We start from the raw sequence: 16,651 nt of genomic DNA, 5'->3' as shown, positions 1-16,651 counted from the left end.
CTGCGGTCAGGCGCCGGTAATCGGAGGCGGTTTGGTTTCCCCTCCCACGGGACAGGATACCAGAACAGGCGTTCGGCGATCCAGTATGGCGCTTACCAACGCGCCCATTCCCGAGAGAGTAATAGCGAACCAGAACACAATGTCAAAGGGAAACGGCAGGTTGGTGGCGGCGTAAAGGGCAAGAAGCCCGAGTGCCATGACGGGAAAAAGAAGATTTGGGGGAACGGGTGCATTTTTCCGGATAATGAGATGTCCCATGAACAGGCCCACGATAATTTTACTGACATAGAGCAGGATTGTATAGGCGAGGATCAGAATGACGCTAAGCGGTATGCCAGCTACGGTAAAAATCAGAAAAACGGCAATCAGTGGCACGAGGGCAAATGCGATGAACCCAAACAAAATGCAGCGCCAGAAGGATTCTGACAACTTGTGTACGCTGAGAGCGGTAATTCCAGGCATCAGCGAAACAAACGCCATGCCGACCATGATGGCTCCGCAAAGGAGCGTCAATTGGAGCATCAGGGTGGAAGAAGGCGGGGTGGGGGTCGGTAGGTAGGCTTCCTGCTTGATCATTTTCCCTTCGAGCAAAACACCGGAATCGAGGACGAGATCCCCCTCCATTTGATAGTAAAAATTCCCCCTGATTTCGGTGCCGGGCATGACCGTGATTTCATTGGCTGTGACATGCAGATCACCCTCAAATTTGCCGGTCAGGGTCACCTTGGTTCCATAGGCGCTGGTACCTCCTTTAATGGTTCCGTTTAAGATGATGTCTTGTCCTGCCAGAAGAGCACTTCCCCATACTTTTGAATTCTCTCCAAGACTGATTGTGGGGGCGAAGGCCATCAGATTATGTCCCACGTCGCTGGTGATGATGATGGTTTTGACGGCGGCAAGACGGGCATTATTGGATACCATTCCGGAGAGTTCGACAGTCTCGCCAAATCCCCAGATGTCAGCATGGAAGCGGCCCGGAAGGCGGAGCGTGGGGGGGTTTGTCGCGGTATTCTGGCCCATGCTGTCAGCCAGAATAAAGCAGTCTTCATCCGCTATCCCGGCCAGCGTGATGGTGCGCGCCTGCATCCAGAGTTCATTGGTCAGGGTCTGGTTCGCTGACAGCGTGTACGTATTGGCCGTCCGGAAATCAATGGCGACACTTGGCAAGGTGATGAAGATCAAAGGGAGGATTACGAGAAATCGGAAATTCATGCCTCAACCTTTCGCACCACAATCCGGGTACCTTCAACTTTGATTACACAGATGGGGACGTTGCTGTCGATCAGTCCGCCTTCAGATACAACGTCAATCCTCTTTCCGTCGATCAGGGCGAATCCGGCCGGCCGGAGATCAGAGTGGGTAACGCCTGTTTTACCAAGTAAGGCCTGTCGTGAATCAGTGGATTTGAAGTTTTTGCCGTCGGTTGACAGGGTCATTTTTTGTCCGATTCCTGATTTTGGGAAGAGGCGGATCCACGCGATGGTCGTCAGAGCCACCAGAATAAAGACGCCAAAAAGGGTGTAGAATCCCAAGGTGTTGCTGATATTGAAGGCAACGAGGACGGCTCCAAACAGGGCGGCCCCGCCAATCGTGCCTGCCACGGCGCCGGGAATGAAAATTTCAGCACCGATGAGGAATGTCCCCACCAGCAACAATGTAATCAACCAAGTCGTATTATCCATTTCAGAGGCTCCTTTGGTCAGACATTTTTCAGGTGATCAACGATTATGCGGTTTCCCCGGGTTTCGGCAATCACGATTTTATCGCCTGGTTCGAGAAAATCACCCCGCGATACCACATTCAGTCGTAAGTCGCCGAAGCGGGCGGCTCCCGCCGGATTCAGGCGGGTTTCTGCGATCCCTTGTTGACCGATTCTGACGGACTTGCTTTGGGCGGAACGGGAGTCCCCCGTCTGGGGCGTTATGGTTGCGTTCAGGATGAGTTTATTGAAGAGCGGGGCTTTGGGCAGGAATGTAGCCGCCAGTACGGCGCCTGCAAGAGTGATAAGTAATGAAGGGGTTAAGCGAAGAGCCGAAGTGGTGATGGCTGGCAGGGTTGGATACCAGGGATCTCCAGGGTAGTGCTGAGTCATTCCCATCAGGATGGACGCGATGATCAGTCCTAACCCGATAATTCCCGGCAGTATCACGCCTGGAAAAACAAATAATTCCACGCATAACAGGATGACACCCAGAAGGAACAGGGCCACTTCTTCCATGCCTGCCAGGCCGGCAATATGGGATCCCCAGAACCAGATGGCGAGCAGGAAGATTCCTGAAATGCCGGGGAGGCCGAAGCCCGGAGTTTTGAACTCAATATAGAGCCCGAGCAGTCCGAGCCCGAGTAGGACGATCGAGATCGATTCAATGAAACGAGCAATCTCCTCGGCGGAGGTCACCTTCAGCTCAATGGGCGCGCAATTTTCTTTGCCGATTTTTTTCAGCAGGGCTGCGAGGTTCTCCACGGTGCCAGCAGATAATAACGGGCGCTTTTCCGGGCCTACAAGCCGCTCCGCATCCTTATTAGTGAGCGTGAGGAGACGGCCTTTCTTGGAGATGACTTCGTCTCCGATTTTATATTCCGAGTCACGTCGCACCATGGCCTCGGCGAGTTGGGGGTCATGGCCTCTGTGTTGGGCGGCGGCCCGGATCATGGCGGCCACATAGGATACCGATTTCTCTTCCACCGATTCCGGCATGGGTTGAACTTCGCCGGTGAGTCCAAGCATGATGGGCATGGCGTCCCCGATTTTACTCCCGGGGGTCATATAGATGTGATCGGTTGCCATGGCGATGATCGCGCCGGCCGAGATGGCATTGGGATTGACCAGGGTATAGGTGGGGGTTTTAACGCCACGAAGCATGTTCAGGATCTCCTCGGCGGCGTCCACCCGTCCGCCCGGGGTGTCAATGTCGAAGATAATGGCCTCGGCGCCACCGTCTTCGGCTTCATTGAGACCGCGGCGGATGACATAGATCAAGGCGGTGTCAATCACGTCATGTATAGGGATGATATAAACCATGCCGGTCGGGGCTGGTTGACTCCAGTCGGGCGTTGCTTGAGCACATTGCGGAGCGATCGTCAGGGCTGCCAGTGTGAGCAAACGGATGAAGAGTTGAATCGTTTTCATGTCATCGGATTATATGGGCAAGCAGGGGTTGTGTCGAGGGGTGACTCCTTATTTTCTCGTTCCCGTATATCTGAGCGCCTTAATCAAAGCCTCTAGGGGGAGTCCGATCACCGGGGCCAGATCGCCTTCAATATGTCGGACAATGGCGGCAGAATGGGGGTCCTGTACTGCATAGGCGCCTGCCCAGTCAAGCGGTTGTGTGAGGGCGACATGCTTGTGGATGCGGGCGGGAGTCCATTTTCTCAAGGTCACCGTGGCGGATTCCACCAGTTTAACAAAACGAGGTTGCCTGCCTTTGGTGTTTGAAGGGATAATCAGGTAGACCGCGCTGCTGATCCGGTGTGGCTGGCGGCCCAATTGGGCGAGCATGCGGCGGGCATCGGCCAGGGATTTCGGTTTGCCAATGATTTTATGGCCCTGAATCAGCGCGGTATCGGCGCCAATGACAATGGCGCGTGGATAACGTCGCGCTACGGCCTCCGCTTTCAGGCAGGCAAGTGATAGCACGTAGTGTTCTAGATTTTCACCTTTTGCCGGTACGGGTTCCGCAGCCTGGGAGGGAATCTGACGGAATCGATACCCTGCCGCCTTCAGGAGGGCGGCGCGTCCTTTAGATTTTGAGGCCAAGATGAGGTTCATAGGTGCAGGGACATGGTACTTTTGTCTTATTTTTGTGTCGAGATTCTTTCTTTCCGGCCTGAGACTTGAACCCTGAACCCTGCGCTCGATGCATATATATAAAAAAACCGTTTTGAAAAATCGACTTCTACACCTATAATGCCCAGCTATGACTGAACCGGTATCCGAAAACAAAGAGCAATTGATCATTGATTTAAACTTCGTTCCCAGTTGGGCGCGGCGGCCTCCCGATGCACGGCCAACAGGAGGGGGAGACCGTTTTAATGGTCAACAGCGGGATGACCGTGGGAATGATTCCCGGCGGCGTGAACGACCTGAGCGTACAGATCGGCGTCCGAGTTCGGGTGCCCGTCGGCCTGAATTCCGAGATCGGCCGCGTAGTGATTTCGCCCTGCCTCAACCCAAGCCCGACCCCATGGATGAGCGGTTGGCGTCACTGGAAGTCACCTTTTTGCCTGAACGTCGCGGCCTGACGCCGTTGGCTCACCGGTTGGGACGTTCCGGACGTGCGTATTCATTATTTGAAGTGGCGGCGCTGTTCCTTAGCAAGCCAGACTATTATCTCATTAAAATCGATGCGCCAGCTACGCTCGAGAATTTTTCTTTTTTCCAATGCACGGATTGCAAGACGATCTTCCTGGATAAGGAAGCGGCTGGCGCCCATGTGTTTGCAAAGCATTTCGAGAAGTTTTGCAAGAAAGAAGTCAAAGAAGTTGAGGCGCCAAAAGGCAATTTTGTGTGTGTTGCCAAATGCGGTCTTTCCAGCATCTTACTGGGCCCGTCGAATTACCATGGATATAACGACAAGGTAGCGGAAGTGCATCGTTCGCGTTTTGCGGATATGCCGATGGAGGCTTATCGCAAGCGGATTGAGACAATTCATGATCCGGCAGTGATTGAGAAGTGGAAAGAAGAGATGTGCAAGCAGACGGTGTACCAGTTCGGCGAGAACGAAAACGCTGTAACATTTACCCGGTTTACCGATGCGGAAGCCTATTTCCGTGAGCATTGTCTGACGGGCGCCATCAAGGAGTCACGGAGCGTGGTGGTGTCCGGTGTGATTGCCCATGCGATGGATCCCGGTTCCTTGCGTAAGGTAATCGAGGAGGCCTGGCAGAAAGAATCCCGCTTCCCCTTGAAGTTGTCCGTGACCTTAAGGTTGGCTTTCCGCCATCTAGGCCTGCATACGTTTAAAGCAGCAGGGGGCTTTACGTTTGTCACTTCGGTCGCCCCCAGTGCCATTGATCCCGCTCATGCCGTGGAAGGAATCCGTGAGATCCTTGATTTCGTTACCGCCAACCCGGGATGTACCAAAGCAGAACTTTTCGCCCAACTGGTGCCGGGTGCGGCTCCTGCGGGTGAGGGCGTTGACGTCCCTGTGTCGGTTGAAACTCCTGTGGTGGATGCGGGCGAGGAACCTGCCGTAGTTGTGGCACCCGCTGAGCCGGTGGCGCAGGCGACGAATCCCCGGGAATCGGAATTCAAACGTCAGGTTCAGTGGTTGGTTGAAAAGGGACATGTGATTGAATTTTCCGATGGGCGCATGGCGGTGCCAGCCACGGCGGTTGCTAGAGTGCAGATGGCGCGGCCCAAAGGAAAAGGCCGACGGTAGTATCTTCAAATCTGACAAGGTAAGGAGAAAGCAATGAACATCGGCAGAATTCTTGTGGCGGCGGCGGTCGTGAGTAGCGGATTAGCCCTGGCGGCCCAGGCGAGTGTGATTGTTATGAAAAACGGGCGCACTGTGACGGGTAAATCCATTGAGTGGCGTGAAGATACCCGTGATTATCTGGTGATTAATGAGGGGGCCAGTATGCCGGTTCCCGAAGACCAGATAGCGTCGATGAACATTGATAGACCGGCCGAGCTTGATCAGGCCAAAAAATTGGTGAGCTCGGGACAGTATGCCCAGGCCATTCCCGTGTTGGATGGGATGATCAAGGCCTATAGGAAGTTGAGTTGGGATGTCGATGCCATGAAGCTGCAGGCCCAGTGTTACGTGGAAATGAATGACCTCAAAAAGGCGTCCGAAGCTATGGATCGGGTGTTTACGGCTGGCGGAACCATGCCTGCTTCAGTACAGATGAACTACTGGAAGGCTTTACAGAAAACGGGGGATATCAAGCAGTTGGAACGGGATTTGAACCGGACCTTGGGGACTGGACCTTCGGATCTGGTTGCCGCCGCTTACTTGATTCGAGGAAATTCCTATCTGCAGGATGGAAATCAAGACGCTGCCTTGTCTGACTTTTTGAAGATCGTGACGCTTTTCAAGGGAGAAAAGGCCGTTCAGCCTGAAGCGCTTTACAACGCAGCGGAATTGCTGGAGAAAGCCAATGCCAAAGATCCACGCGCTGCAGATTTGCGCAAGATTCTTCTGCAAGACTACAAAACCAGCGAATTTGCCGCGAAGCTGAAGTAGTCAATAGTCAGTATGCAGTAGTCAGTGGGCAGCAAGCAGTTGGTGGCTTTTTAGACGTGCTAGCCTTCCCTCTCTTTATGTGCATTGTTTACTGCCAACTGCTGACTGCCCACTGTTTTTCTCATTTGTCTTTCGCCAGCCTTTTCATGAGCGCTTTATAGTCTGGCGGCGGGGATAGCACATCATCCGCAGTGTCGGGTTTCCCGTCGGGGCCCATGGAGGAGAGGCGGACGGTGTCGTTACTGCTGGAGTATACAAACGGATGATTCCAAAGATCTGGCGGAAGGGCCTCGAGATAAAATCCTTTCCAGCCGTGGATTCCAGGATCTCTGACAAGTGCCTTTAGGCTCTCCTCGGTCGTAGGGAATCTTTGGCAGTGAATCCGAAACCACTCCAAAGCCGTACGGATGACCATCAACTCTTTGCGTGTTTGGATCACTTTGCTGGGGGGCTGGTAGGGTCTTGTCACGTTTTTACTGGATGAGATGATCACCCCGCCTACGAGTATACAACCGCCGAGTACCCAGACGAAGAAGCGGGGACGGGTTAAAAATACCATCCAAATGGGTTTACGGAGATCCTGAGTACTCGGCAGGCGCTGTTGAATGCCTTCCCGTCTGGCTTTTTCCGATTTGGGTGTTTTCCATTTATCAGGATGGCGCAACCCTTTTTTACAGTTCGGACAGTGAGCCTTTTCCCAAGTTTCGAAAAGGTGGTGGCAATGGGGGCAACGAAATTTCATAATTAGTTGATTTCTTGTAATGTATTCCGGATTAATGGGAATATACTTTAGTGGGGGTATGCCGACAAATAGAAAGAAAAAGAAGAATTTGGTGTGAATTTGGCGCTGAGAACGCGGATTTGGGAGTATTTTTTAAGAATTTTAACTTCTGAATTCTTGACTTGATTGGAGTGGTTTGGTAACAAGGAAAAACCATGGTGACTAAAAAGCTCTATATACTGGGCCTTTGGGCGGTGCGTCAGTTGGCGACTGGATTAGTGGTCATTTTGGCCGCCACTTCAGCGTCGGCTGCTGATGAACAAACAGAAACGCAGCTTGAACTTAAGTTTGCGTCCGAGCTGATCAAGTTCCGGTTTCCTGACTATGCCCAAAAGGCCGTGGATAGGTTGATTGTGAAATATCCAAACGCCAAGGCGGAGGCGGCCAAGGTGCGTGTGGAAATTTTGACTTCCCGCGGTAAATTTGATGAGGCGGAAGCGTTTCTTAAGACTTTGCCTCCCGGTGCGCCTGAAACCATGGTCATGCAGCTTGCCCTTGGTGATCAGTATTATGCCTGGCAACGCATGAAGGACGCTCAGCGGATCTATGAGGGCTTTTTCAAGCAGTTCCCCAAGGGACCGCCGGAACAAATTGCCCGACTTTATGGAGAGTCTGCCTATAAATTTGCCCAAATGTTGATGCTCTCCGGCGATCTGCCTGGCGCTGTGGAGGCGTATCGCCGGGTTTTGACCTGTCCATTGAATTCAACCGACATTGAGCGGCGTGTCAAAACGGAGATGGCTGAACTCTTGCTGCGTGTGGCGGAGTTGCCCGGCACGGCTCCGGATAAGAAGAAAGCGCTCCTCGCTGACGCCATCAAGATATGTAATGACGTTCAGTGGAAGGGGACGGATCTCTGGTTTGCCAAGACCGTAGTGATTCTGGCGCACGTTCACTTGGTGAACGGGAACAAAGATCTGGCTCGCAAGGCAATCACGGACTATATGGGCATGCTGAACGATGTGGACAATATGCTGCGTGATGCCGGGGAAAACATGAGCCTCAGCCCGATGGCGGAGTGTAAGTTTCTGCTTGGCTCGTTGCTTGAAGAAGACGCCCGCGAGAAGGTGAAAGATAAAGCGACGGAGGCTGATTCCATCAAGTTGTTTGCTCAGGCCATGGGGCAACTCTATACCGTGGCACAGAAATACCCGGCCAGTAGCTGGGCACCTGAGGCGCGTCGGCGGGCCGATGGCATTGCCGATCTCCTTGAGAGTATGGGTAAAGTCTTTAAGCGGCCGACGAGTAATGATACACAGCTGGTGGCGGAACAGTTGAAGCAGGCGCGGATGCTTTTCCAGAATCAGGATTACAAGGCGGCTTCCCAGAAATATCTTGAAGTGCTTGGGATGGCGAATGATTTCAGGGGTGTGCCCTTGGCTGTAAGTGAATTGGCAAGGAGTTACATCGAACTTAATGATGCCCCTTTTGCGCGGGCCATGACTGAGTTTTTGGCCGAACGTTTTTGTCAGACTACGAACCGCTATGAGGAGGCGGGAAATGCTTTGCTGTCGATATCTTCCCTGTATGAAGAGCGGCGGGCACAGATGAAAGCTGATGAAGTCTATAACTTATTTTTCATCAGCTTCGCCAACCATTCCAAAGCTCCCTCCATTATGTTCCGTCAGGGCGAAGCCGCGCTGCGGGCAACGAATACGGTTGATGCTTTAAAATACTATCAGCGGATCATGGAGAATTACCCCAAGCATCGGGTCTATCCGGATGCCCTCAGCCGGGCCTCTTATGTGTTAACGACCCAAAACGATTACACCAATGCCATACCTTATTTAACGAATTACATCGCTCAGGTCTTTGGCGGGCCCGAGATGGTTGCCTCCCGATTGAGATTGGCGGATGCGTATCGTTCGGCAGACATGACTATTCCTGCATTGAATGAATATTCCCGCCTGATCAAGATGATTATGCAGGATGGACCAAAGTATGCCCAGACTCCTGAAGACACGCTGAAGGTAAAGCATGTCTATGAGTATGCTCTTTATTCAAAGGCGCAGTGTTATTCCCGGTTGCGTGAGCCAACTAATCAGATTGCACTTTATCAGCAGAAGGCCGTCGAGGGCTATGAGAGTTTCCTGAAGGAATTCCCGAAATCCGAAATGGCGCCAGCCGCCTTGGGGGCCATGGGGACGCTGAACTTTTTGCTAAACAAGTCGGATGAGGCTGGTAAATGTTTCGATCGGCTGGTGAAGGAATATCCCAATAGCGATCAGGCTAAAAACACGATTTTTGTGCGCGCAGACGCGTTGATGGCAATGGGGGAGAAGGATAAGGCGGTTAAGGTGTATGCCGAGATGCTCGGCAATACCAAGGCCTATTCTGCGTCTCAGTTCCTGCGTGCAAGCCGGGTGCTGCTGGAGGCAAAGGAGTATGAGGCGGCTAAGGCCATGTTTACTGAAGCCATGAAGTCGCCTGAACCTTCCGTTTTACAGGCGGCTACGGTAGGGTATGCACAGGCGCTTAACGGAGTCGGGGATTACGACAATGCGATTAATGTCTATACCAATTTTCTGGCTAAGAATCCTAAGTCCGGATATCTCATTGATATCAATATGGCGCTGAGCCGTGCCTATGCCGAGCAGGCGAAGAAAGCATTACCGGATGTGGCGAAGGCTAAGCCGTATTTTGACAAGGCATATATGGCGATGGGGAAAGTGCGCCAATATGCACGGGAACCGGAAATACTGATTAATGCCGACTATGAGATGGCGCTGATTCAGCTCATGCAGGGAGAAAAATTACCCGCCATGGCCTCTTTGGTTAAGATTCTTGATTTTGCAGATTATTCAAACATGAAGGTGCGCCCCTATGTGGAGAAGGCTTTCGAGGCTGCCTTGCCTCTGATGAAGGAACTCGGACGGTACAAGGACATGATTGAAACGTGCGAGACCTATTTGAAGCAGTTTCCGCAAGGGCGGCTTGTGAATAAGGCGCGACAGGGGCGTGATGACGCAAAGACCACACTGGCAACCGGACGATAAAAAGGTCAGGATATCATGAGTCGTAAAAACATAATCATTTTAATAGGGGCATTGAGTGTGATTCTGGGGGGGCGAAGTGTACTCTGTGCCGACACCCTCAAGAAAAGCGATGGGAGTGAAATCAAGGGACTTCGAGTTAAATGGTTTCCGAGCCGTCAAGAATATCAGGTTGAGCAGGCTGATGGGGCAATGGTGTCGATTCCTGCGGATGAGGTTGATTCCATGGATATCGCCAAACCGGCCGAGTTTGATAAGGCGGTCCAAGCCTGTGCCGCCAGGCAGTTTGAGGCGGCCATCCCGATTCTCGAGGATTTGATCACCCGCTACAAGCGGTTGCAATGGGATGGCATGGCCAGTGAGTTGTTGGCGAAGGCGTACTTGGGCAAGGGTGATTTTAAAAAGGGCGCGCAGGTGATGGGTGATGTTCTGGCGGGCACGGCCAGAAATCTGGTGACGGATGAGCAGTATGGTTTGTATTGGACTGCCTTGGCGGGCGCTCAGATGAACGCCGTACTTAAACAAAGTCTGACTGAAGCCATTTCGGGGGAGTCTCGTCCGCTGGTAGCCTTGGCATTGGTGAAGCGCGGGGACATGAACAAGGCAGATGGCAAGCGTGATGATGCGGCACTGGATTACCTTCGCTCTATTCTGTTGTATGAGGATGTGGCGGCCTCACAACCTGAAGCCCTTTTCAAGGCCGCGCAATTGTTTGAAGAAATGCGCGATCCGCGTGCGGAGGATTTGAAGAAGCGGTTGAGAGCGAATTTTCCCGATAGTCCTTTTACAAGGAAGCTGGGCGGGTGAGTGTGATGATTAATGTTTAAGAATGTTTAACGTAAACGTAGCAAGGAGAATGGCATGATGAAAAAAGCGGTATGGGTCGGGTTGGCAATGGCGATTTTCTGTGTTTTGGGTTCAGCCCACTGGGCGAAGGCTGCTGATGAGGCTAAGGCACCTGCTGGGGGTGCTCCTGCAGTGGCTGCTGCTGCGACACCGGATGGTGGATTGGCAGTCGAGGGCGGCGAGGCTGCGGCAGCTCCTAAGCATGGCGAGGGTGGGTTCTTGGAAATTATCACCCGTGCCGGCTGGTTCGGTATGGTTATCTGGGCGGCGTTGATTATCTGCTCCATTATCAGTGTGGCTTTGATTGTTGATTCGTTTGTCAATATCAAGGACGTTAAAATTATGCCACCTGATCTGATTGCCAATGTACGTTCCTCCATGGAACAGGGCGACCTGTTGAAGGCCATCGGGCATTGCGACAGTTCCCCGGGTGCCCTTGCAAATATTCTCAAGGCAGGGTTTGCCCAGGTTGAGGAAGGGTATGAAGTGGTTCAGGATGCGGTTGGTGTGGCGGCGGATCTGGAGAGCGAAAAATTGCTCAGTCGCGTGACCTATTTGAGCGTTATCTCAAATACTACCCCGATGCTTGGACTGATCGGTACCGTGCAAGGTATGATCATGGCCTTCTATACGATGGGAACGATGGAAGCCGGAGCGGCCCAGCAGTCGATGCTTGCCGTTAACATTTCCCACGGGTTGTGGGCGACGGCGATCGGACTGGGTACCGCGGTGCCTGCGACGATTTTCTTCTATTTCTTCAAGAACCGCGCCATGAACAGTATCCTGCGAATGGAGGCTTTGACGCTGGATCTGATCAAGGCCTTGCGTAACGTTGAAGTGGTCTCGGAGTAAATCGGCCTTGGAGTTGATAATCCTATGCGCCAGAAAAAAGAAGAAGAATTATTAAATGGTAACCTGACGGCCATGATCGACGTGGTCTTTCAGTTGATCATTTTTTTCGTTTGTACCTCCAATTTGCAGGAAAGCGCGGTTGATGACCGGATCAAATTGGCCTCGGCTCCCAACGGAGTTGTGGAAAAGAAGAAGGATCCCCGTGCGGTAAAGGTTTATGTGAGTGAAAAAGGCGTTCTGTCGATTGGTCGTACGCCGATTACCGCCAGCGAGTTGACTCTCGTCCTAAACAAGGCGAGGGCTGATGCGCGGGGGAAAGGGGATGTCCCTGTCTTGATCATGGCGGATGCCAGAGCCAAACACTCGGCCGTCAAAAAAGCCATGGATGCCTGTACGGCCGCCAAGATCTGGAAAATCAAGTTCACCGCACTCAAGGAAAGAGCCGAAAAAGCCTAGTCGGTTGAAGGATGTATTTTTATGGGCAGAAAACGTAGAAGAAATTCATTTCAGGCGGGTGAGCTCAATCTCACCGCCATGATTGACGTGGCGTTTCAGTTGCTGGCATTTTTCATCCTGACGGCGAAGCCCGTGGATGTGGTTACCAATTTGGACGTATTTCGTCCTCAGGCGGACTCCATTACCCAGAATTCGACCCCTCCAAAGGTGATTCGCGTAACGGTCTTTCCTGATGGGTTTACCATTAATGACCGTGCGGTGGATAGCCGGGGATTAAACACGCTGCTTAGCAAACTGGCGGATCTGGATAAAACACAGACTATTCTGATTCAGTGCTTGAACGATTCTCCCCACGGTAAGTTGATCGAGCTTCTGGATCTCTGTTCCAAACTCAAATTGACAAACCTTTCGGTGGTCAGCTCCGGTGGCGCCTGAGCAGTTTGAAATTATTTTGTAATGCTTTGGTGCTTCCGCGTAATAGGGGGTAGGAGAATATCAACATGGACGTAACGCAAATACAGCGACTGATCAAACAACATATTTGGGGCCCCGTCGGATCCGTTATTTTCCACGTTATCATTGTGGGGATGTTACTGGTGTTCGCCTCGGCGCCACCACCGGAAGCCGCGCCGGAAGTTGAAGTCACGATGATGGAGACCAAGGCGGATGTGCTTGAAGAGGTGATGAAAACTGAAATTGAGAAGGTCGAGCCGCCCCCTGTACAGGATGAAGTGGCTGTCGAGCGCCCGGATGTGGCGACAGTGAGCACCATGGATGTCCCCTCCGATGCCCCGGGATCCGGAGCAGGAAATGCGGAGGGCGCAGGGATTGGTAGTGGGGATGCCACCATGGCGGCCGGATTTGAAGTCGCGATGGCTAAAAGTCCTCTGGTCATGAAAGGCTTGTATTCCGGACGTACTGCAGGTGGTCGCAAGGGTGCTTTAAGTGCCTTTGGTGGATCCTCACGTGGCGAAGATGCTGTGCTGAGAGCCTTGCGTTGGTTCAAGGCCAATCAGAGCGACGATGGCTCTTTCTCCAAGGGGGAGGCTTCTGCTCCGCTTGCGTTTACCGGTTTGGCCTTGCTCGCTTTTCTGGCCCACGGCGAAACCCCTGCCTCGCAGGAATTCGGGCAGACGGTTGAAAAAGCCATGAAGTATGTCGTGTCGAAGCAGCAAGCCAGCGGTGCTTTTTCTGGGAACTCTTACGAGCATGCCATTTGTACTTATGCCATTAGTGAGGGGTACGGCTTAACCAAGATCATGGCGCTCAAGGAGGCGATGGATAAGGGCATCAAGATCATCGTCGATGGGCAGCAGACGGGCGGAGGTTATGACTATGGTTATGCAAAAAAAGAACGATGGGATTTATCTGTGGCGGGCTGGCAATTTCAGGCGATGAAGGCGGCAAAAATGGCCGGTTGCAGCAATCCCAAGCTTGAGGATGCCATCAAAAAGGGTATGGACTTCCTAACAGACATTGCATACGACCCCAAAGGGGGCGGGTTTGGTTATTCGTCACCCAATTCCACTCCCAGTATGACATCCGCCGGTACCTTGTGTTTGCAGTTGATGGGAAAACCCAATGCGCCGCAGGTACGTACGGCTCTGAAATACTTGGAAGATATGGCATGTGTTTGGGCTGGTGGCAAAAAAGCTGAAAAAGCAAATCCCGGCGCAAATGCGGATGCGAAAGCGGCCACGCAACCTGTTTATACTTGGTATTATGCCACTCAGGCGAAATTCCAGAAGGGCGAAAAGGATTGGGCTTCATGGAATCCACGATTTACCAAGACCTTGGTCCAAAATCAAATCGTGGAAGGGACATTGGGGCATTGGGAGGGAGGCGATCATGGTGGGGCTGTTTACACCACCGCGCTTTGCTGTCTGATGCTGGAAGTCTATTATCGCTATCTGCCGACGTTCAAGCATGTCGAGGGCGAAAAGGCCGCTCCATCTGCCACGAAGTCTGATGACGTGGTTGTGGATGTGATTTGAGCTTAATGAACGAGGGCGGGCATATTCGACTGCTGCCAACCGATGTCGCGAATAAAATCGCTGCCGGGGAAGTTGTCGAACGTCCCGCCTCGATTCTTAAGGAAATTCTGGAAAACTCCATTGATGCCGGGGCCACACAAATTGATGTGGAGGTCATCTCGGGCGGTACCCGTCTCGTTTCTGTCGCAGATAACGGATCCGGCATGAATCGCGATGATGCGCTCCTTTCCATTGAGCGCCATGCCACCAGTAAGATCTATACGGCAGCCGATATCGAGCACATTCACACGTTGGGTTTCCGTGGGGAGGCGCTGGCCGCTATCTCGTCGGTGGCCCGTTTCCGACTCCAGACCCGCCGTCATAATGACCTGGAGGGCTCGGAGTTGGTCGTCAGCGGTGGAAAACTTCTTGATGTAAAGGAGGCGGGTTGCCCGCCGGGAACCATGATTGAAGTAAGGGATCTATTTTTTAATATTCCCGTACGTCGAAAGTTCTTGCGGTCGCCCCAGACGGAGACCGTGCATGTCCGGCAGATGTTTCTGTTGCAGGCACTGGCCTGGCCGGCGGTGGGTATGAGCTTGACGCTGGATGGGCGTCGCTCCTGGTCATTGGCTGGCGGAGCGAGCCCGAAGGAACGGATTCGTGAGCTTTTCGGTAAAGAGATCGTGGCGAAATTATGCCCGATCGAAAAAACCTCCGGTGAGGTGAAGTTGTCCGGATATGTCAGCTTGCCAGAATTAACCCGGGGTGATCGAACCGAGCAATATGTGTTTGTAAATGGGCGCCCCGCCACCGCGCCGGTGGTCAGTTATGCCATTAATGAGGCCTTTCATGCCCTGATTGCGGATGGTCGCCATCCCTACATCTTTTTATATCTGGAACTAGATCCTGAGTTGGTAGATGTGAATGTGCATCCGACCAAGAAGGAGGTGCGGTTCCGGAATCCTTCCGAGGTGAGGGACGCTATTATCGGCACCATTCGCGCGGCGTTGTCTGGGGCGGGTGCGGCGTTTGTGGCAGGGCAGGCTACGGCGCCCGCACCGGCGGCCGCTCAGGAGCAGCAGGTGGTTTTGCCTTGCCTTAAAATTGATGATCTTCCGCCCTCGCGTGTCTTTTCTTATCCCCGGTTACCCCCCATTGAACCCAGACCTCCCCAACTTCATCCCGGGGAAAGGGCGGCCCCTGAGGTTGCGCCAGTCGGGGTAAAGCCACCTGCGCAGAAGGGGCCGTGGACCTGGTGTCGGGTTATCGGGCAGATTGGCGGGCTCTATGTGTTGCTCGAAACCGAGGATGGCTATGTGGTAATGGATCCCCATGCCGCTCATGAGCGGGTGTTGTTTGAAGAGATCCTGCAGTCATTGGACAAGGGTACAGTCGAGAGTCAGGGCCTACTGCCTCCGGTGACGGTTGAACTTCAGCCGCGTGATGCCATGTATGTCCGCAAGAATCTTGAATTGATCAAGAAAATGGGTGCGGGCGTTTCGGAATTTGGTGGCGATACGTTTGTTGTGGATGCCTTGCCGCAAGGGATGGAGGGCATGAACATCCAGGAACTCTTGATCGATATGGCCCGACATCTTGAAACTCTGGGTGAGCGAGGCAGTCATACCCGCTGGCGTGAGGAGGCCATTGCTCAAGCGGCCTGTAAGGCCGCTGTGAAGGCCCGTGACCGTCTGAGCCTGCGGGAGGTCGAAGAATTGGTCGTGGCGTTGGCCTCAACCGAAATGCCCTATACCTGCCCCCATGGACGGCCAACCCTGATCTACACGTCATTCAGGGAATTGGCCCGGAAGTTTGGAAGAGAGTAGGAGCGGGGAAAAGTTCAAATGGATCGGAACCGTTTCAAACGCCCATGCAGCCTATCTTAGAATCACGGGCATTCTCTGAGTCTGTATCGCGACATGCCTGACAACCGGTCCTTTAGGGCAATCTTTTCCAGCAATCTTTTTCTGTTGGGCATTTCCTTGACGCGGATAAAAAGCGCTGTTATGGTTCTGCCTCTTTTTGACGAGGTTTGGAAAGACTGTCCTTCCCGGGGATTTTTCTAAATTATTGATTCGTCAGTCATTTTTTCGGGGTGTAGCGCAGACTGGTAGCGCGTTTGGTTCGGGACCAAAAGGTCGCGGGTTCAAATCCCGCCGCCCCGACCACTTTTAATTTTCACAGACTTGCATGAAACCTTGTGAGTGAGAGACCTCTTTTTAGCCCCGCCATATCACACCGCTCAAACAAATTAAAGAAGTCTCTCACAAGATTCGGATACGAGCCGTCCTTGATTGCCGGTGAGACCCAAAATGGGTTCACACCCGACTGCAGAAATGAAAGGCCAACCAGCCCTTTGAGCGCGACGGCGCTTCCGCGCCGCAGCTCAAGGGCGTTCGCCAAAGACATTTTGACAAAACCGATGAAGTGTCGTACGGTATTGCGTACGAAAGGAATTTAGTATGACAACACTTACAGCGACCGAGGCGCGGAAATCACTCTACTCTCTTCTGGATGATGTGGCGGAATCCCACAAGACGATACAGATTACCGGAA

At 52.8% G+C, this 16,651-nt stretch carries 15 protein-coding genes and 1 tRNA gene; 11 read left to right on the top strand and 5 right to left on the bottom strand.

Annotated features, from left to right (window positions below):
• Positions 1–6: 6 nt before the first annotated feature.
• The 4 genes from WCI03_09850 to WCI03_09835 are packed head-to-tail and all read right to left on the bottom strand — an operon-like array spanning position 7 to position 3,769.
• Positions 7–1,212: a hypothetical protein gene (locus WCI03_09850; protein ID MEI8140156.1), complete on the bottom strand. Its 1,206-nt coding sequence runs from the start codon at positions 1,210–1,212 to the stop codon at positions 7–9.
• Positions 1,209–1,682, bottom strand: a complete 474-nt coding sequence (locus tag WCI03_09845) for an NfeD family protein (GenBank protein MEI8140155.1) — start codon at positions 1,680–1,682, stop codon at positions 1,209–1,211. The genes WCI03_09850 and WCI03_09845 overlap by 4 nt, the downstream gene beginning before the upstream one ends.
• 17 nt (positions 1,683–1,699) lie before the next feature.
• Entirely contained in the window at positions 1,700–3,130 is a 1,431-nt protein-coding gene (locus tag WCI03_09840) for an NfeD family protein (GenBank protein MEI8140154.1), read from the bottom strand.
• A 48-nt stretch (positions 3,131–3,178) separates the two neighbouring features.
• Positions 3,179–3,769: a nucleoside triphosphate pyrophosphatase gene (locus WCI03_09835; GenBank protein ID MEI8140153.1), complete on the bottom strand. Its 591-nt coding sequence runs from the start codon at positions 3,767–3,769 to the stop codon at positions 3,179–3,181.
• A gap of 148 nt (positions 3,770–3,917) precedes the next feature.
• Here WCI03_09835 and WCI03_09830 point away from each other — a divergent pair, with 148 nt between their 5' ends.
• Together WCI03_09830 and WCI03_09825 are read left to right on the top strand one after the other, a co-directional pair.
• Positions 3,918–5,381, top strand: coding sequence for a hypothetical protein (locus WCI03_09830; GenBank protein MEI8140152.1), 1,464 nt, complete (start codon positions 3,918–3,920; stop codon positions 5,379–5,381).
• Between the two features lie 33 nt (positions 5,382–5,414).
• Entirely contained in the window at positions 5,415–6,191 is a 777-nt protein-coding gene (locus WCI03_09825) for a tetratricopeptide repeat protein (GenBank protein MEI8140151.1), read from the top strand.
• Positions 6,192–6,312: 121 nt separating this feature from the next.
• Here the strand turns inward: WCI03_09825 and WCI03_09820 are convergent, their stop codons facing one another.
• Positions 6,313–6,933, bottom strand: a complete 621-nt coding sequence (locus WCI03_09820; GenBank protein ID MEI8140150.1) for a type II secretion system protein GspG — start codon at positions 6,931–6,933, stop codon at positions 6,313–6,315.
• Positions 6,934–7,127: 194 nt separating this feature from the next.
• Between WCI03_09820 and WCI03_09815 the strand changes: the two genes are divergently transcribed.
• The 9 genes from WCI03_09815 to WCI03_09775 form a co-directional block, all read left to right on the top strand.
• Positions 7,128–9,968 (top strand): tetratricopeptide repeat protein, encoded by a 2,841-nt coding sequence (locus tag WCI03_09815; protein ID MEI8140149.1) that lies wholly within the window; start codon positions 7,128–7,130, stop codon positions 9,966–9,968.
• Positions 9,969–9,983: 15 nt separating this feature from the next.
• Positions 9,984–10,772, top strand: coding sequence for a hypothetical protein (locus WCI03_09810; protein ID MEI8140148.1), 789 nt, complete (start codon positions 9,984–9,986; stop codon positions 10,770–10,772).
• A 54-nt stretch (positions 10,773–10,826) separates the two neighbouring features.
• A complete protein-coding gene (locus WCI03_09805) occupies positions 10,827–11,663 on the top strand; it encodes a MotA/TolQ/ExbB proton channel family protein (protein MEI8140147.1) in 837 nt (278 codons plus the stop codon).
• 24 nt (positions 11,664–11,687) lie between these two features.
• Positions 11,688–12,119 (top strand): biopolymer transporter ExbD, encoded by a 432-nt coding sequence (locus WCI03_09800; protein MEI8140146.1) that lies wholly within the window; start codon positions 11,688–11,690, stop codon positions 12,117–12,119.
• Positions 12,120–12,140: 21 nt separating this feature from the next.
• Positions 12,141–12,554: a biopolymer transporter ExbD gene (locus WCI03_09795; GenBank protein MEI8140145.1), complete on the top strand. Its 414-nt coding sequence runs from the start codon at positions 12,141–12,143 to the stop codon at positions 12,552–12,554.
• A 65-nt stretch (positions 12,555–12,619) separates the two neighbouring features.
• Positions 12,620–14,113, top strand: a complete 1,494-nt coding sequence (locus WCI03_09790; protein MEI8140144.1) for a prenyltransferase/squalene oxidase repeat-containing protein — start codon at positions 12,620–12,622, stop codon at positions 14,111–14,113.
• 5 nt (positions 14,114–14,118) lie between these two features.
• The gene (mutL, locus tag WCI03_09785; protein ID MEI8140143.1) at positions 14,119–15,921 is read left to right on the top strand and encodes a DNA mismatch repair endonuclease MutL; all 1,803 of its coding nucleotides are present in this window, start codon (positions 14,119–14,121) and stop codon (positions 15,919–15,921) included.
• A 265-nt stretch (positions 15,922–16,186) separates the two neighbouring features.
• Positions 16,187–16,263, top strand: a tRNA-Pro gene (locus WCI03_09780).
• A gap of 294 nt (positions 16,264–16,557) precedes the next feature.
• The coding region (locus WCI03_09775; GenBank protein ID MEI8140142.1) for a type II toxin-antitoxin system prevent-host-death family antitoxin at positions 16,558–16,651 on the top strand (94 nt) is incomplete at its 3' end.

The sequence above is a fragment of the bacterium genome, assembly GCA_037143175.1.
Classification (GTDB): Bacteria; Verrucomicrobiota; Kiritimatiellia; order CAIKKV01; family CAITUY01; genus JAABPW01.
This window is presented reverse-complemented; position numbering and strand designations above follow the sequence as displayed.

What these genes read in the sequence shown, in the direction of transcription:
- WCI03_09850 (MEI8140156.1), bottom strand. Translation starts at nt 1,212, where the DNA reads ATGAATTTCCGATTTCTCGTAATCCTCCCTTTGATCTTCATCACCTTG.
- WCI03_09845 (MEI8140155.1), bottom strand. Translation starts at nt 1,682, where the DNA reads ATGGATAATACGACTTGGTTGATTACATTGTTGCTGGTGGGGACATTC.
- WCI03_09840 (MEI8140154.1), bottom strand. Translation starts at nt 3,130, where the DNA reads ATGAAAACGATTCAACTCTTCATCCGTTTGCTCACACTGGCAGCCCTG.
- WCI03_09835 (MEI8140153.1), bottom strand. Translation starts at nt 3,769, where the DNA reads ATGAACCTCATCTTGGCCTCAAAATCTAAAGGACGCGCCGCCCTCCTG.
- WCI03_09830 (MEI8140152.1), top strand. Translation starts at nt 3,918, where the DNA reads ATGACTGAACCGGTATCCGAAAACAAAGAGCAATTGATCATTGATTTA.
- WCI03_09825 (MEI8140151.1), top strand. Translation starts at nt 5,415, where the DNA reads ATGAACATCGGCAGAATTCTTGTGGCGGCGGCGGTCGTGAGTAGCGGA.
- WCI03_09820 (MEI8140150.1), bottom strand. Translation starts at nt 6,933, where the DNA reads ATGAAATTTCGTTGCCCCCATTGCCACCACCTTTTCGAAACTTGGGAA.
- WCI03_09815 (MEI8140149.1), top strand. Translation starts at nt 7,128, where the DNA reads ATGGTGACTAAAAAGCTCTATATACTGGGCCTTTGGGCGGTGCGTCAG.
- WCI03_09810 (MEI8140148.1), top strand. Translation starts at nt 9,984, where the DNA reads ATGAGTCGTAAAAACATAATCATTTTAATAGGGGCATTGAGTGTGATT.
- WCI03_09805 (MEI8140147.1), top strand. Translation starts at nt 10,827, where the DNA reads ATGATGAAAAAAGCGGTATGGGTCGGGTTGGCAATGGCGATTTTCTGT.
- WCI03_09800 (MEI8140146.1), top strand. Translation starts at nt 11,688, where the DNA reads ATGCGCCAGAAAAAAGAAGAAGAATTATTAAATGGTAACCTGACGGCC.
- WCI03_09795 (MEI8140145.1), top strand. Translation starts at nt 12,141, where the DNA reads ATGGGCAGAAAACGTAGAAGAAATTCATTTCAGGCGGGTGAGCTCAAT.
- WCI03_09790 (MEI8140144.1), top strand. Translation starts at nt 12,620, where the DNA reads ATGGACGTAACGCAAATACAGCGACTGATCAAACAACATATTTGGGGC.
- mutL (MEI8140143.1), top strand. Translation starts at nt 14,119, where the DNA reads ATGAACGAGGGCGGGCATATTCGACTGCTGCCAACCGATGTCGCGAAT.